Here is a 14,201-nt window from a genome sequence, read left to right on the forward strand (position 1 = left end):
AATTTATGCATATGAACAACGAAATAAGGAATTTAGAGCCTAAGAATATCTGGAATAGATTTGCTGATTTAAACGCAGTACCAAGACCTTCCAAACATGAGGAACGGGTAATAGCATTTATGATGGATTTTGGGAATGCCCTTGGTCTCACAACAATCAAGGATGCTGTTGGCAATGTAATTATTAAGAAGCCGGCCACCACAGGGATGGAAGATAGAAAGTCGGTCATCCTCCAATCCCATTTGGATATGGTACATCAAAAAAATGCCGATACCGAATTCGATTTTAGTACCCAGGGTATAGAAATGTACGTGGACGGAGATTGGGTAAGGGCTAAAGGAACAACTTTGGGAGCTGATAACGGTCTAGGGGTTGCTACCATTATGGCACTCTTGGAAAGTACTGATATTTCCCATCCTCCATTGGAAGCCTTGTTTACTATTGATGAAGAAACCGGAATGACAGGGGCGAAAGGGTTGAAAGGCGGTTTGTTGCAAGGTGAAATTTTATTGAATCTAGATACGGAAGATGATGATGAGATCGATATTGGTTGCGCAGGGGGAATAGATATTACCGCCACTGGAAATTATAAGGAAGAAACTTTGCCAGAAGGTTGTAAAGGGTATAAAATAGCCGTAAAAGGCCTTTCCGGGGGGCATAGTGGTATGGATATTCATAAAGGTCTGGGTAATGCCAATAAGATTATGAATTCTTTATTGATGCTGGGGCAGGAGCATGTTGGTTTACGGGTTTCAGAAATTAATGGGGGAGGTTTAAGAAATGCAATTCCTAGGGAAAGTACAGCATTGGTGGTGGTAGATAATTCGGAATCAAAAAGGTTTAATGCTATGTTCCTGGATTGGGCCCAAGGTTTGAAAAAGGATTTTGCCACTACCGAACCCAACCTTAGTATCGTAGCCACACCTTCCAAGACTTCAGAATCGCTTATGGAAGCCCAAGATCAGCAAGCCTTATTGAAAGCCGTTAAAAATGCCCATAATGGGGTGTACGCCATGAGTGAAGCAATGGAAGATTTGGTTGAGACCTCAAATAATATTGCTAGGGTGGTTGTGAAAAATGGAACCGTAAAAATCGCCTGTTTAACTAGGTCTTCAGTGGAAGCTGGAAAGATGGAATTGGCCAATAGCCTTAAGGGTAATTTTGAAACGGCAGGATATCAAGTGACTTTAAGTGGTGATTATCCTGGTTGGGATCCCAATCCTGATTCGGATATTTTAAAGCTGTTGCAATCCAAATACGTTGAATTGTTTAAGGATCAGCCAAATGTAGTGGCATGTCATGCAGGTCTGGAGTGTGGTATTTTAGGGAAGAATTATCCGGATGTGGACATGATAAGTTTTGGTCCAACGATTAAAGGGGCACATTCACCTGATGAGCGGGCTAGTATATCATCATTGCAAAAATTTTGGAAGTTTACTGTAAAAATCCTAGAGGAAATCCCAAAAAAATAGCGGAGACCTTTTAAAATTATCTATTGTAAATTAATAAACACTGGGATGTATAATTTTCGTCCCGGCCATTCGTAGGTATGTCCAATTTAGCTAATACTAATTTATTTTTCTAGGTTGGCATCCTAAAATTCCTTATTTTTAGTAGAAACAAAGTAATATCCGTTATGGGAATTAAAAGTTTTCAAGGGCGAAGAATTCAACAACCCAGTGAGGAACCACCTCTTAGGGTAAGTGATTATATGACCAGAAAGCTGATTACATTTAAGCCTGAACAATCCGTTGAGGAGGTAATAGTATCCCTTATAAAGTATAAAATTTCAGGAGGTCCTGTGGTGAACGATAATAACGAATTGGTCGGGATGATTTCTGAAGGCGATTGTATAAAACATATAAGCGAAAATAGATATCACAATTTGCCTAGCTCAAATTTAACAGTGGAGGGACACATGATAAAAAATGTGGAAACCATTGACGGTAATATGAATATTTTCGATGCGGCCAATAAGTTTTTGAATGAAAAACGAAGAAGATTTCCAATCGTGGAAAATGGAAAATTGGTTGGACAAATTTCCCAGAAAGACATATTAAAAGCTACCTTGAAGCTTAAACCACAAAACTGGAAATAGGATTTTCTCCTGAGATAGATTAGAAGGGGAAATTTCTTTAGGCCCTGATACATTTTAGCTTGTAAGGGTACCGGTATAATAAAAAAGGAAATTAAAAAATCCTTGTTGGTCTCTATATTGGAGATCAACAAGGATTTTTATCTTTTGGAGTATAATTATTGGGCTATGCCTGTAATTTCTAGATCAAAAACCAACTTTGCATCCGGAGGTATTGGCCCGTATCCAGCTTCACCATAGCCTAAATGCGATGGTATAAACAAACGAACCTTATCTCCAACCTTCATTTGCATAAGCCCCTCCTTAAAACCCGGGATTATCCTTGCTTCCGGGCTATAATCCATAGGGATTGCTTCATATCCGCGACCTTGTTTCCTGGCCTCGTCATATACTCCATATTTTTTAGCAATCTCTTCGTAATTGCTATCAAAAAGTGATCCATCAGATAAATACCCGGCATATAGAACGTTTACCTTCTGACCTACTTTGGGTTTTTCACCATTGCCATCGGCCAAGGTAAGTATTTTAAGGCCAGAAGGAAGTTCATTGGCGGAACCTTCCTCTGTGGTAAGTTGGGCTACGAAATCGGTTTTCATTTTCTCCATTGCCTTGGTTCTTTCCTCTTCCTCGGCAAAATAATTGCTCATAATTTTTACGGCATCAAATTTTTTGGCTTCCTTCCCATTTCTAATAATTTCAACAGTGTTCATGACTACATCTGTAATAGGTCTATCGCCTTGCGCTGTTTTAACATTGGCAATGGAATCAACTACATCCATTCCTACAACTACCTCGCCAAAAACTGTATGTCTGCCGTTTAAGAAAGGGGTTTCCTTATGGGTAATGAAAAATTGACTTCCGTTGGTAGTGGGTCCAGAATTGGCCATCGATAGAATTCCGGCCTTATGGTGGGTAAGTGAATCGTTAAATTCATCCTTGAATTTATACCCAGGATTTCCTGTCCCCGTTCCAGTGGGATCACCGCCTTGAATCATAAAATCTTTAATGACTCTGTGGAAGATGATTCCATCGAAGTATTTTTTTCCTTTTAGGCTATCACTAACAAAGGGGTTTTTGCCTTCTGCAAGGGAAATAAAATTGGCAACGGTTAATGGTGTCTTTTGGTATTCCAATTTAAGGACAATTTCACCTTGGGTAGTGGTGATATCTGCAAAAATACCATCTCCCAAATCGGCATGCTTGCTAGACTTACAGCTGGAAAATGCTATGGATACGATTGCCAATAATAAATAAATTCTCTTCATTTTACTTAATTTTAATTGTTGTCTTTTTGTTTATCGATCTTTAAAATGGTAATAGTGGATTTAATTGGGATGTTTACCCCAATTTTATTGTTGTCCCCGTGATAACCGTACGCTAATGAGGAAGGGAATAAAAACGTAGCACTTTCATTCTCTTTTAATAGTTTTATACTATTCCTTAAGCCTGGGAAAAGGTCCTGTTTATCTACTTTATAAGTAATAGGCCCAATTTGTTCCTTGGAATAAATGGTGTCGTTGCCAAAACTGATCACATTGTATTCCAGGGTAACCAAGTCATCTGTTTGTGGGTAATAATTGGAGTCGTTGTTTTGGTATATATAATGGTACCATGAGCCAATGCCACTAGAGAAATAGTCGTTCATGGAATCATTTTTAATAATTTCCATTATTTGTTTTTCTTCTTGGGCCAATAGCTCCTTATTGCGTTCCACTGATTTCTGTAAAATGCTTCCTGTTTTAACTTTAACCGGTTTTCGTGGCTCCGGACCACCACAACTTACAATGGCGATAATCAGGAAAAAGAATAAAAAGTGTTTCATGCGTTTAGATCAGCTTTGTATTGGGGTAGTAAGGATTTAAATAGGGCAGTGGTGTCTTCCAGGGAAACATCACTTCGCCCTCCTGCCGCATTGGTATGTCCACCTCCGTTAAAATGGGCTCTGGCGAATTCATTAACAGAAAAATCACCTTCAGATCTAAAGGAGATTTTAATAATTCCTTCTTCCCTGTTTTCAATAAAAATTACGGCAAACACTATTCCTTCCAAGGTTAAGCCGTAATTCACAAATCCTTCGGTATCTCCCTTTTTATAATCATTGGCGTCCAACTCCGCTTGTGACAGGGTAATAAATGCCGTATTGAACTCTTCAAGGATCACCATGTTTTTTAAAGCGCAACCCAGTAGATGTAATCTGCTCGGTGTATTGGTATCATATACTTTGTTGTGTGCTTCCGTATTTTTGGCACCTCTTTCAATTAATTTGGCGACCACGGTATGGGTACGACTAGTGGTGGAAGAATATTTAAAAGATCCGGTATCGGTCATAATACCGGTATATAAGGAAATTGCAAGCTCCGGGGTAATGCATTCTACGTCATTTAGGCCTTCAATTAAATTGTAAACCATTTCACAAGTGGAACTCATGCTAACATCAGAGTAAGTAATCTTGGCGTAATCATCAGGTTCTTGGTGATGATCGATCATCACAAATGTTGCCGAGGCATCTTCCAATAGAGGCTGCAATTGTCCAATCCTACCCAAGTGATTAAAATCTAAAGTAAATATAATAGAGGCGTTGTTTATGAGCTGCCTGGCCGTTGAGGCGTCTTTTTCGAAAATTATTATCTGTTCGGTTCCTGGCATCCATTTCAAGAATTTAGGAAAATCGTTGGGCACAATAATGGTAGCGTCCTGTCCTTTGTTCTTCAAATAATGCCATAAGCCCAAGGTAGAACCAATAGCATCGCCATCAGGATTTTTGTGAGGTATAATTACAATTTTTTGTGGTACGTTCAATAACGTCTTTATAGCCTTTGTAATTTCTAAATTCATGGGCGCAAAGATACAATTTAATACTATATGCCATTGTTCCAAGAATCTATTTTTATAAGCTGTGTAAACTGAGGTTTGCCACGTTGATTATGTGCTATAATTTTAGGCGTGGAAAATTACCAGGGACTTGGATGTTATGGGTTTTATGATTGGGATAGCATGAATTATTTCTTGTTGGGTAAAAACGTCCCCCTATGTTAAGGGCAGAGACGTTGAAATAATATAGGCCGATATCTTAATTTCTATTTCCGGAAAAATATTGAAACAATCAGGAACAATAAAATTTTGGTTAGTGTTATCATAATACAAGTTTTATGGTTAATGAATAGTGTAATAATCGTTTATCCATTTAAGATATACAATACTTGTGTAGATTTCCAAAACTCGATGATGGAATTAAGATATTTGACTACAATATCGTAATCAAAATAATCAATTGAATTATACTTTTTTAAAATACTTCTTGACTGGAGTTGTAATACGAAATAATAAATACGATTAAAGGTGGTAATGTGTAATCAAACAATATACTTTTTTGGTTGTTTATTGAAATGGAATGAGGATTTTATTGGGAAAAGTACTTTTTTTATTGTTTTCCTTTGAAATCGATGAATTTTTGAAACACATTTTATACTTCCAAAATTTTTATTGAAAGCTAGGGTAGGAGGAAAAAAGAGTCGGATTCTTGGTTATATTTGCCGGAAAACCTTTAATGCTGGATTTACTTTTTATTGTTTTAGGACTTGTTTTGTTGATTGCAGGAGGAAATTGGCTTTTAAAGGCAGCCGTTGCCTTGTCCCTAAAGCTCAACATTCCAAAGATTGTTATAGGGATGACCGTAGTTTCCTTTGCCACCTCCGCACCGGAACTTATAGTCAGTGTAAATGCAGCTCTGGAAGGCTTTCCCGATTTGGCGCTGGGGAATGTTGTTGGTTCCAATATTGCCAATTTAGGTTTGGTATTGGCTATAACCGTTATCCTTGGCAGTATAGAAGTCAAAAAAAGTTTTTATACTACAGATTGGCCAGTTATGATGGTGGCATCCATGTTGTTTTTTGGTTTTATCTATTTTGATGGTGAAATTCAGAGATATGAGGGCATTGTAATGGTGGTTGTCCTCTTTGTTTTCTTGGTGTATCTATTACGATTTCAGAAGACGGCCGTTGTTGATGAATTACCTGAAGACGATGTTCCTTTGCCACTATATAAAACGATATTGTTTTTAAGTTTAGGTGATCTTACCCTTTGGGGAGGATCTGAGCTATTGATAAAGGGAGCAGTGGGAATGGCTACAATATATGGTGTTAGTGAGCGGGTAATTGCTGTGACTGTGGTATCTATAGGAACCAGTATTCCGGAATTGGCGGCCTCCATAATTGCAGTGCTGAAAAAAGAAAAGGCCATCTCTTTGGGAAATCTTATTGGGTCCAATATTTTTAATCTTCTCGCCGTTTTGGGAATTACGGCAATGATAACGCCAATCAGGGTGGTAGATCAACGCCTGTTGAGCAACGATATTTTTTGGATGTTGGGTATTTCTTTTATGGTCCTTCCTTTGGTGTTTTTGCCAAAGGGCCTTCGGTTAGGGTGGAAGGACGGGCTAATCCTTATAGCCGTGTACGTGGTATTTGTATATTTAACAATTACCTAAAAGCCGATAGTATATTCGGCGGATGTGAAAAAGATCCAAAATTATAGCTTTCTTAATTTTGTTTTATTTAATTGGTCATGGCCAAGGAAAGGAATTTTTAAGTGGAATGTTCCTCGATGCGCAAATCATAGAGCCAATATCCTTTGTCAATTTTAGGGTTAAGAATAGGGTTGTTCGGTAATTTCCAATATTGACAGCAGTTTAGAATTCACTTTAATTTTAGAGAGCATAATGACACTTTGGAGATTACCTATATGGGTTATGATTCCTGGGAATTTATGATTGGCGATTTTTGGGATGAATAATCCAATGCTTAACCAAGTTGCTGTAGGAAAATAAAGGGCAAAAAAAAACCGCCCCTCTTATTACAAGAGGAACGGTCGGTAAAAATAATCAACAATTATTTTTATTCTCTTTATATTTTAACTGATTTAACAGTTTTAACGATTCTACCGGCAATTTTGTATGGATCTCCGTTAGAAGCTGGTCTTCTATCTTCCAACCAACCTTTCCAGCCTTTTTGAACTGTGATGATCGGAATTCTAATAGAGGCACCCCTGTCTGAAATACCATAACTAAAGTCATGAATAGAGGCTGTTTCGTGCTTTCCTGTTAAACGTTGATCGTTGAACTCACCGTAAACTGCAATGTGTTCTTTAACAACTGGACGGAAGGCTTCACATATTTTTTCGTAAACTTCTCTTGACCCACAAGTTCTCAATGTAGTGTTGGAGAAATTCGCATGCATTCCTGAACCATTCCAATCGGTATCACCAAGTGGTTTTGGATGGTATTCAATATAGTAACCATGTTTTTCGGTCAATCTATCAAGAAGGTATCTGGCAATCCAAATTTCATCACCAGCTTTTTTGGCACCTTTGGCGAACAATTGAAATTCCCATTGGCCACAAGCTACTTCTTGGTTAATACCTTCGAAGTTTAGGCCTGCATCAATACATGCATCGGCGTGCTCTTCAACCAAATCACGACCATGGGTATTAAGACCACCAACAGAACAGTAATACATACCTTGTGGTTTTGGATATCCACCTCTTGGGAATCCTAAAGGAAGTTCCGTTCTAGTGTCCATTATGAAATATTCTTGCTCAAATCCAAACCAGAAATCATTGTCTTCATCTTCAATTGTAGCTCTGCCATTGGATACGTGGGGAGTGCCATCGGCATTCATAACCTCGGTCATTACTAAATAACCATCAATGCGATGTGGATCAGGATAAATGGCCACTGGCTTTAAAACGCAGTCAGAAGATCCTCCTTCAGCCTGGCGGGTTGAACTTCCGTCAAAGGACCAGATTGGGCAATCTTCCAGTTTTCCACTGAAATTCTCCTCAACCTTTGTTTTGCTCCTCATGTTCTGTGTGGGCTCATACCCATCCAACCAAATGTATTCTAATTTAGACTTGCTCATAATATTTCTTGTTGATTTTTATTATTAACGCAGACAAAAATAATAATTTTCACCATATACGCCATTTTTTAGTGGGTTAAATGATTAAAATGGTGTTATTTTTCTTGAACCCCCTATTTTTTATGGGGTAAATTATTAAATAGTTATTTTTCGTGGTTTATTTTAATGAATTGTTATTTTTGTCAAAAAAGTATTTATGTCAAATCAAAGGTTTAATGCCATAGCTAACAGCCATACTAGGAGTAAATTAGAAGTTGAGGAGACTGGGAGGCGCTCGGAATATTTTGGAGTAAACGTGTTCAACGAGGAGCGAATGTTGCAATACTTGACCAAAGATGCGTATGACAGGGTGAAGGCAGCTGTAGTGTCCGGTGCCAAAATAGACAGAAAAGTTGCCGATCAGGTGGCCGAGGGCATGAAAACTTGGGCTATATCTATGGGTGCTACACACTATACCCATTGGTTTCAGCCACTTACTGGTGCCACAGCGGAGAAGCACGATGCTTTCTTTGACTTTTCACCGGAAGGCAGGGTAATGGAAAAGTTTGGTGGGGGGCAATTGGTGCAGCAGGAATCCGATGCTTCCAGCTTCCCGAATGGAGGAATTCGAAACACTTTTGAGGCGAGGGGCTATACTGCTTGGGATCCAACATCGCCCGCATTTTTATATGGAACCACCTTATGTATACCCACAGTGTTTGTGGCATATACCGGTGAGGCCCTAGATAATAAGGCCCCACTACTAAGGGCTTTGGGGGCAATGGACGAAGCAGCTACCGCCGTAGCAAAGTACTTTGATAAAAACGTGACCAAAGTTTATGCAACCCTTGGATGGGAGCAGGAATATTTTTTGATTGACAAATCCTTGGCATTTTCACGGCCTGATATAAGTTTGGCTGGCCGGACATTAATTGGGCAATCTGCAGCAAAAGGGCAACAATTGGATGATCATTATTTTGGGGTTATACCAAATAGGGTGTTGAATTTCATGAAAGATTTGGAAATGGAATGCACCAAATTGGGTATTCCCGTAAAAACAAGGCATAATGAAGTGGCACCCAACCAGTTTGAATTAGCACCCATTTTTGAGGAAACCAATTTGGCGGTCGATCACAATCTGTTACTAATGGACGTCATGGAAAAAATTGCGGACAAGCACTTTTTTAAAGTCCTTTTTCATGAAAAGCCCTTCAAGGATATAAACGGTTCTGGAAAGCATAACAATTGGTCTTTGGCTACAGATACCGGGGTTAATTTACTTAGTCCAGGGTCTACTCCGATGAAAAACCTCCAGTTTTTAACTTTTTTCGTGAATACCATAAAAGCAGTTGATAATTATGAGGAATTATTGCGTTCTTCCATAGCTTCTGCAAGCAACGATCATAGATTGGGTGCCAATGAAGCTCCACCTGCAATATTGTCTGTCTTTATCGGAGAGCAATTGAATGAGGTATTAAACGAGTTGGAAGGCGTTACCAAGGGGAAATTATCTCCCGAGGAAAAGACGGAGTTAAAGTTGAATGTAGTTGGTAAAATACCAGAAATTTTATTGGACAATACGGATCGTAATCGTACCTCTCCTTTTGCCTTTACAGGAAATAAATTTGAAATGCGGGGGGTAGGTTCCAAAAGCAATTGTGCAAAACCAATGACCGTTCTAAACACCATTGTGGCCAAGCAACTTATTGCCTTCAAAAAAGAGGTAGATCAATTGGTGGATAAGAAAGGACTTAAAAAGGATGAGGCCATTTTCAATGTCCTAAGGGAATATATTAAAACCTCCAAGAGGATAAGGTTCGAGGGAGATGGTTACAGTAAAGCTTGGGAAAATGAGGCAAAATCCCGTGGCTTAAGCAATAATAAGAATACCCCTCAGGCATTACAGGTACTTACTTCTAAAGAAAGCTTGGCATTGTTCAAGTCTATGAACGTCCTGAGCGAAATAGAGGTGAGGGTGCGAAAGGAAGTTGAATTGGAGGAATATATCCTCCACATTCAGATAGAGGGTAGGGTGTTTAATGAGCTTGCCTACGGATATATTATTCCGGCTGCCGTGGAATATCAGAATAAATTAATAAAAAATGTGGTAGGTCTAAAAGAGATTTACGGTGCCGCCCATAAAAAAATGTCAGAAAGTCAATTGGACATTGTTGAGCGCATTTCAGAGCACATCCGTGCCATAAAAATTAAGACCGATGCCATGGTGGATGAAAGAAAAAAAGCCAATAATATGTCGGATATAAACAAGAAAGCCTTTGCCTACTGTGACAATGTGCGCCCATATTTTGATGAGATACGCTACCATTGCGATAAATTGGAACAGGTGGTAGGAGATGAATACTGGCCCCTGACCAAATATAGGGAACTGTTGTTCATTAAATAATTGGACGTTTATAAAATATTGGATTAAAAGCCCACAATTTGTGGGCTTTTTTTTATGGATTCCACTATTTTTGTCGCAAACTTATATTCATGAGCTCATCCAACAGCAAAAGATACAATCAAAGAGGGGTTTCTGCTTCCAAAGAAGACGTGCACAATGCCATAAAAAATATTGATAAAGGCTTGTTTCCGCAGGCCTTTTGCAAAATTGTGCCCGATTACCTTACCAATGATAGTGATTACTGTTTGGTAATGCACGCCGATGGGGCAGGAACCAAATCTTCCTTGGCCTATATGTATTGGAAAGAGACCGGGGATGTCAGCGTTTGGAAGGGAATAGCCCAAGATGCCTTGATCATGAATGTTGATGATCTTATATGTGTTGGGGCTACGGACAATATTATGTTGTCCTCCACCATTGGGAGAAATAAAAATTTAATTCCCGGAGAGGTTTTATCTGCTATAATAAATGGTACCGAGGAGTTGATCGATGATTTGGAAAAACACGGAATTACCATTAGATCTACTGGTGGAGAAACTGCAGATGTAGGGGATTTGGTACGGACCATAATCGTGGATTCCACCGTGACGGCAAGATTGAAACGGAGTAACGTGATCAACAATGCCAATATTAAGGCCGGGGATGTGATTGTTGGATTGTCCTCTTCTGGACAGGCCAGTTACGAAAAGGAATATAATGGTGGTATGGGAAGCAATGGGCTTACCTCTGCGAGACATGATGTTTTTGCAAAATACTTGGCAGATAAATATCCTGAAAGTTATGATGCTGCAGTGCCTGAGGATTTGGTGTATTCCGGTAATGTAAAGTTGACCGATGAGGTTCCCAACTCTCCCTTGAATGCTGGGAAATTAGTATTGTCTCCAACCCGCACCTATGCACCAATAGTTAAAAAAATACTCAATAAATATAAGGCGGGGGATATTCACGGAATGGTACACTGTAGCGGAGGTGCACAGACCAAAATTCTTCATTTTGTGGAAAACCTCCATATTATAAAAGATAACTTGTTTCCGGTTCCTCCATTGTTTAAATTAATTCAGGAACAATCGGGGACAGACTGGAAGGAAATGTACCAAGTTTTTAACTGTGGCCATAGGTTGGAACTGTATGTAGATCCATCCATTGCCAATGACATTATCGCCATTTCGGAAAGTTTCGGGGTGTCTGCACAAATTGTGGGTAAAGTGGAAGCCAATTCTGTTAAAAAGCTCACAATTGAAAGCGAGTTCGGCGCCTTTGTCTATTAAGGTATACGAATACCCTTTTTTCAACGTTGTTTTATAAAGAAATTACGTTATGGAAAGAAAGCAGTTTTTAAGGACTTTAGGCACTGGAGCAGCGTTCGCCCTTACATTTCCATGTTTAAATGGGTGTTCCAAAGATAACAACAACGGCGATATTGTGGAAATCCCTGAGAGTGTCAACTTTACCATTGATTTGAATTCCTCAGAGGGAGCTAAGTTGGCGAACCTTGGCAGTTTTATTTTAAAAAATTTGGTGGTAGTGGTTAAAGATTTGGATGGTAACTTTGTGGCAGCTAGTCAGGTTTGTAGTCATGAATCATATGATCAAGTCCGTTTTACAACTAGTAATGGAGGTATTTTTCACTGCGATGTACATGGGTCGCGATTTGAACTGGACGGCACCCCTTTAAATCAAGTTGATAGCGTTCCGGCTAAACCACTGAAAATTTTTAAAACGGAGTTGAACGGGCAGATCCTTCGTGTATTTGAATAATCAATTCGGATTTATAACCTACTTTCTTTCATGAATTTCCCCCTAAAATCTTTCTGCACACCCTTACCATATGTCTTTTTAGGATTTCCTTTTTTAGGCAATGGAATTATTCGCTCTTTTAATAATCATAGGTTTTTGAATAGGGCAAAGGTTAATTTTTATAGGTTGTCTCGTGGTAAATTGAAATCTGTCAATGGCGATTCACTTTTTAATTTTATGAAGGAAAATAGTTCAATTTTTAATTTCGTTTTAGGGTGAGGGTTTTATTTTCTCTTATTTTATGTTGTATGGCGCTAATGGGCCATGCTCAAGAGCAAAAGTTCGTTACTGTTCAACGAACCTTTACTTTGATGGGTGAAAAATTTGATATCACCATAGTTGCCGATAACGAGGAAATAGGGTATATAAATATAGAGGAGGCCGTATCTGAAATTAAAAGGATAGAAAAATTGATATCTTCTTGGGACGAGGAATCGGAAACCTCAGAGATAAATAGAAATGCAGGTATAAAGCCTGTTAAGGTTAGCGTGGAGTTATTTAAGCTCATAGAAAGGGCAAATCAAATTTCTGAAATTACCGATGGCGCTTTTGATATTACATTTGCCGGGCTGGACAAAATTTGGAAATTTGACGGCTCTATGAAATACAAGCCTACCAAGGAACAAATTAAACAGTCCGTAAGTAAGGTAGGTTACAGGAAAATTGTCCTCAATGAGGACAATCATACCGTATTCTTACAACTGAAAGGCATGAAGATTGGCTTGGGCGCCATAGCTAAGGGATATGCCGCGGATAAGGCCAAGGAACTAATGGTGGAAAAGCAGGTTCGTGCCGGTGTTATCAATGCTTCAGGAGATCTTACCACTTGGGGAACAAAGGCTACAGGGGAAAAATGGTTGATCGGTATAGCCAATCCGCTTAGTAAGGATAAGATATTTTCCTGGCTACCAGTTTTGGAATCTTCAGTAGCTACCTCTGAAAGTTATGATAAATTTATTTCCTTTGACGGAAAGAAATACTCCCATATATTAGATCCCAGGTCAGGACTACCTACGACGGGTATAAATAGTGTTTCTGTTTTTTCCAAAACCGCCGAATGGTCGGATGCTTTGGCTACGGCTATTTTTGTACTTGGCCTGGATTCGGGAATGGCGTTGATAAATCAAATAAAAGGTACAGAGGTAATTATTGTGGATGACAAAAATAAGATGCACAATAGTAGTGGTATTTTATTCGATTAGTTGTTAGTTCAAGTAACCCTCGCCAACAAGTTCTTCCTTTTCTACTATTTCTTTTGAACATCCGTTTTTAAGAAGATAAATGGTATCACTTACCTCAATAATATCTTCGTAAAAGTGATCGGTTAAAATAATAATACTTGTCTTTTTTACCTCCTTGATCAATGCTTTGAATTTCTCTACAAATAGTGGTGCAATAAAGGAAAATGGTTCGTCCAGCAGTATAATTTCCTTTTGGGACAGCAGTATTAAATAGGCTTCAATAACCCGTATCTCTCCTGAAGACAAATCTTTGATCCTTGCATTACCATATATTTTAAAGCTTTCGAAATGGCCGGTAAAGGACTCCCATGAAACATTAAATAGCTTAAATGCCAAATTGATTTTTAAAGTCTTTGGTAAAAGTGGATATTGGGGCAGGTAGCCAATTATACCTGTTTGGTACAAAGGTTTGGGGAAGCACTTTTCATTGCTGCGGATGTTCTTATATTTTGGTTGTAAGTCACCGAACAGAATTCTCAATAAGCAAGTTTTTCCACTGCCATTTCTTCCGAGGATTCCGGTAACTTTTCCTTTTTCAGACTTTATATAAATGCCGTATAGGATCTTTTTCCCATCGAATTCCAAATCAACGCTGTCTATTTCCAATATCAAAATAAATGGATAAGGTTCATGAATGCCGAGGTAATGAAAGTATCGAACAGTAATGCAAGAACAAAAAGGACTGTTTTTGATATGCCGAAATTTTGGTAAAACGTTAAACGTTTTCGCAGGCCAATTTCAAAATAAAATAGAAAAACGCCTAAGTAGAA

At 38.7% G+C, this 14,201-nt stretch carries 12 protein-coding genes; 7 read left to right on the top strand and 5 right to left on the bottom strand.

The window, feature by feature from the left end:
• The first annotated feature begins 11 nt into the window (after nucleotides 1–11).
• Together MWU78_RS14625 and MWU78_RS14630 are read left to right on the top strand one after the other, a co-directional pair.
• Nucleotides 12–1,472, top strand: a complete 1,461-nt coding sequence (locus MWU78_RS14625; RefSeq protein ID WP_246999008.1) for an aminoacyl-histidine dipeptidase — start codon at nucleotides 12–14, stop codon at nucleotides 1,470–1,472.
• A gap of 164 nt (nucleotides 1,473–1,636) precedes the next feature.
• Complete coding sequence (locus tag MWU78_RS14630) at nucleotides 1,637–2,098, top strand: CBS domain-containing protein (RefSeq protein ID WP_246999010.1); 462 nt, start codon at nucleotides 1,637–1,639, stop codon at nucleotides 2,096–2,098.
• 155 nt (nucleotides 2,099–2,253) lie between these two features.
• Here MWU78_RS14630 and MWU78_RS14635 read toward each other — a convergent pair whose 3' ends face one another.
• Genes MWU78_RS14635 through MWU78_RS14645 form a run of 3 tightly spaced genes read right to left on the bottom strand, consistent with a single transcriptional unit; the run spans nucleotide 2,254 to nucleotide 4,930 of the window.
• Nucleotides 2,254–3,360, bottom strand: a complete 1,107-nt coding sequence (locus MWU78_RS14635; RefSeq protein ID WP_246999012.1) for a peptidylprolyl isomerase — start codon at nucleotides 3,358–3,360, stop codon at nucleotides 2,254–2,256.
• A gap of 11 nt (nucleotides 3,361–3,371) precedes the next feature.
• Entirely contained in the window at nucleotides 3,372–3,917 is a 546-nt protein-coding gene (gldI, locus tag MWU78_RS14640; RefSeq protein ID WP_246999014.1) for a gliding motility-associated peptidyl-prolyl isomerase GldI, read from the bottom strand.
• Nucleotides 3,914–4,930: a bifunctional oligoribonuclease/PAP phosphatase NrnA gene (locus MWU78_RS14645; protein ID WP_246999016.1), complete on the bottom strand. Its 1,017-nt coding sequence runs from the start codon at nucleotides 4,928–4,930 to the stop codon at nucleotides 3,914–3,916. Before MWU78_RS14645 ends, gldI begins: the two co-directional genes overlap by 4 nt.
• Before the next feature lie 712 nt (nucleotides 4,931–5,642).
• Here MWU78_RS14645 and MWU78_RS14650 point away from each other — a divergent pair.
• On the top strand, nucleotides 5,643–6,581 hold the full coding sequence (locus MWU78_RS14650; protein ID WP_246999017.1) for a calcium/sodium antiporter: 939 nt from the start codon (nucleotides 5,643–5,645) through the stop codon (nucleotides 6,579–6,581).
• Nucleotides 6,582–6,996: 415 nt separating this feature from the next.
• Here MWU78_RS14650 and MWU78_RS14655 read toward each other — a convergent pair whose 3' ends face one another.
• Nucleotides 6,997–8,010, bottom strand: coding sequence for a glutamine synthetase beta-grasp domain-containing protein (locus tag MWU78_RS14655; protein ID WP_246999019.1), 1,014 nt, complete (start codon nucleotides 8,008–8,010; stop codon nucleotides 6,997–6,999).
• 196 nt (nucleotides 8,011–8,206) lie between these two features.
• Between MWU78_RS14655 and MWU78_RS14660 the strand changes: the two genes are divergently transcribed.
• The 4 genes from MWU78_RS14660 to MWU78_RS14675 all read left to right on the top strand — a co-directional run bounded on the left by MWU78_RS14660 (nucleotide 8,207) and on the right by MWU78_RS14675 (nucleotide 13,392).
• On the top strand, nucleotides 8,207–10,393 hold the full coding sequence (locus MWU78_RS14660) for a glutamine synthetase III (protein ID WP_246999021.1): 2,187 nt from the start codon (nucleotides 8,207–8,209) through the stop codon (nucleotides 10,391–10,393).
• A gap of 89 nt (nucleotides 10,394–10,482) precedes the next feature.
• Complete coding sequence (locus MWU78_RS14665) at nucleotides 10,483–11,661, top strand: AIR synthase related protein (protein ID WP_246999023.1); 1,179 nt, start codon at nucleotides 10,483–10,485, stop codon at nucleotides 11,659–11,661.
• A 49-nt stretch (nucleotides 11,662–11,710) separates the two neighbouring features.
• Nucleotides 11,711–12,151 (top strand): Rieske (2Fe-2S) protein, encoded by a 441-nt coding sequence (locus MWU78_RS14670; protein WP_246999025.1) that lies wholly within the window; start codon nucleotides 11,711–11,713, stop codon nucleotides 12,149–12,151.
• Nucleotides 12,152–12,438: 287 nt separating this feature from the next.
• The gene (locus tag MWU78_RS14675) at nucleotides 12,439–13,392 is read left to right on the top strand and encodes an FAD:protein FMN transferase (protein ID WP_246999027.1); all 954 of its coding nucleotides are present in this window, start codon (nucleotides 12,439–12,441) and stop codon (nucleotides 13,390–13,392) included.
• Between the two features lie 3 nt (nucleotides 13,393–13,395).
• Here MWU78_RS14675 and MWU78_RS14680 read toward each other — a convergent pair whose 3' ends face one another.
• On the bottom strand, nucleotides 13,396–14,043 hold the full coding sequence (locus MWU78_RS14680) for an ATP-binding cassette domain-containing protein (protein ID WP_246999029.1): 648 nt from the start codon (nucleotides 14,041–14,043) through the stop codon (nucleotides 13,396–13,398).
• Between the last annotated feature and the right edge of the window lie 158 nt (nucleotides 14,044–14,201).

This window comes from Arenibacter sp. F26102, from assembly GCF_023015865.1.
In the GTDB taxonomy this organism is placed as follows: domain Bacteria; phylum Bacteroidota; class Bacteroidia; order Flavobacteriales; family Flavobacteriaceae; genus Arenibacter.

Excerpts from the sequence above, each read along its gene's own strand:
- MWU78_RS14625 (WP_246999008.1), top strand. The coding sequence starts at position 12 with ATGAACAACGAAATAAGGAATTTAGAGCCTAAGAATATCTGGAATAGA.
- MWU78_RS14630 (WP_246999010.1), top strand. The coding sequence starts at position 1,637 with ATGGGAATTAAAAGTTTTCAAGGGCGAAGAATTCAACAACCCAGTGAG.
- MWU78_RS14635 (WP_246999012.1), bottom strand. The coding sequence starts at position 3,360 with ATGAAGAGAATTTATTTATTATTGGCAATCGTATCCATAGCATTTTCC.
- gldI (WP_246999014.1), bottom strand. The coding sequence starts at position 3,917 with ATGAAACACTTTTTATTCTTTTTCCTGATTATCGCCATTGTAAGTTGT.
- MWU78_RS14645 (WP_246999016.1), bottom strand. The coding sequence starts at position 4,930 with ATGAATTTAGAAATTACAAAGGCTATAAAGACGTTATTGAACGTACCA.
- MWU78_RS14650 (WP_246999017.1), top strand. The coding sequence starts at position 5,643 with ATGCTGGATTTACTTTTTATTGTTTTAGGACTTGTTTTGTTGATTGCA.
- MWU78_RS14655 (WP_246999019.1), bottom strand. The coding sequence starts at position 8,010 with ATGAGCAAGTCTAAATTAGAATACATTTGGTTGGATGGGTATGAGCCC.
- MWU78_RS14660 (WP_246999021.1), top strand. The coding sequence starts at position 8,207 with ATGTCAAATCAAAGGTTTAATGCCATAGCTAACAGCCATACTAGGAGT.
- MWU78_RS14665 (WP_246999023.1), top strand. The coding sequence starts at position 10,483 with ATGAGCTCATCCAACAGCAAAAGATACAATCAAAGAGGGGTTTCTGCT.
- MWU78_RS14670 (WP_246999025.1), top strand. The coding sequence starts at position 11,711 with ATGGAAAGAAAGCAGTTTTTAAGGACTTTAGGCACTGGAGCAGCGTTC.
- MWU78_RS14675 (WP_246999027.1), top strand. The coding sequence starts at position 12,439 with ATGGCGCTAATGGGCCATGCTCAAGAGCAAAAGTTCGTTACTGTTCAA.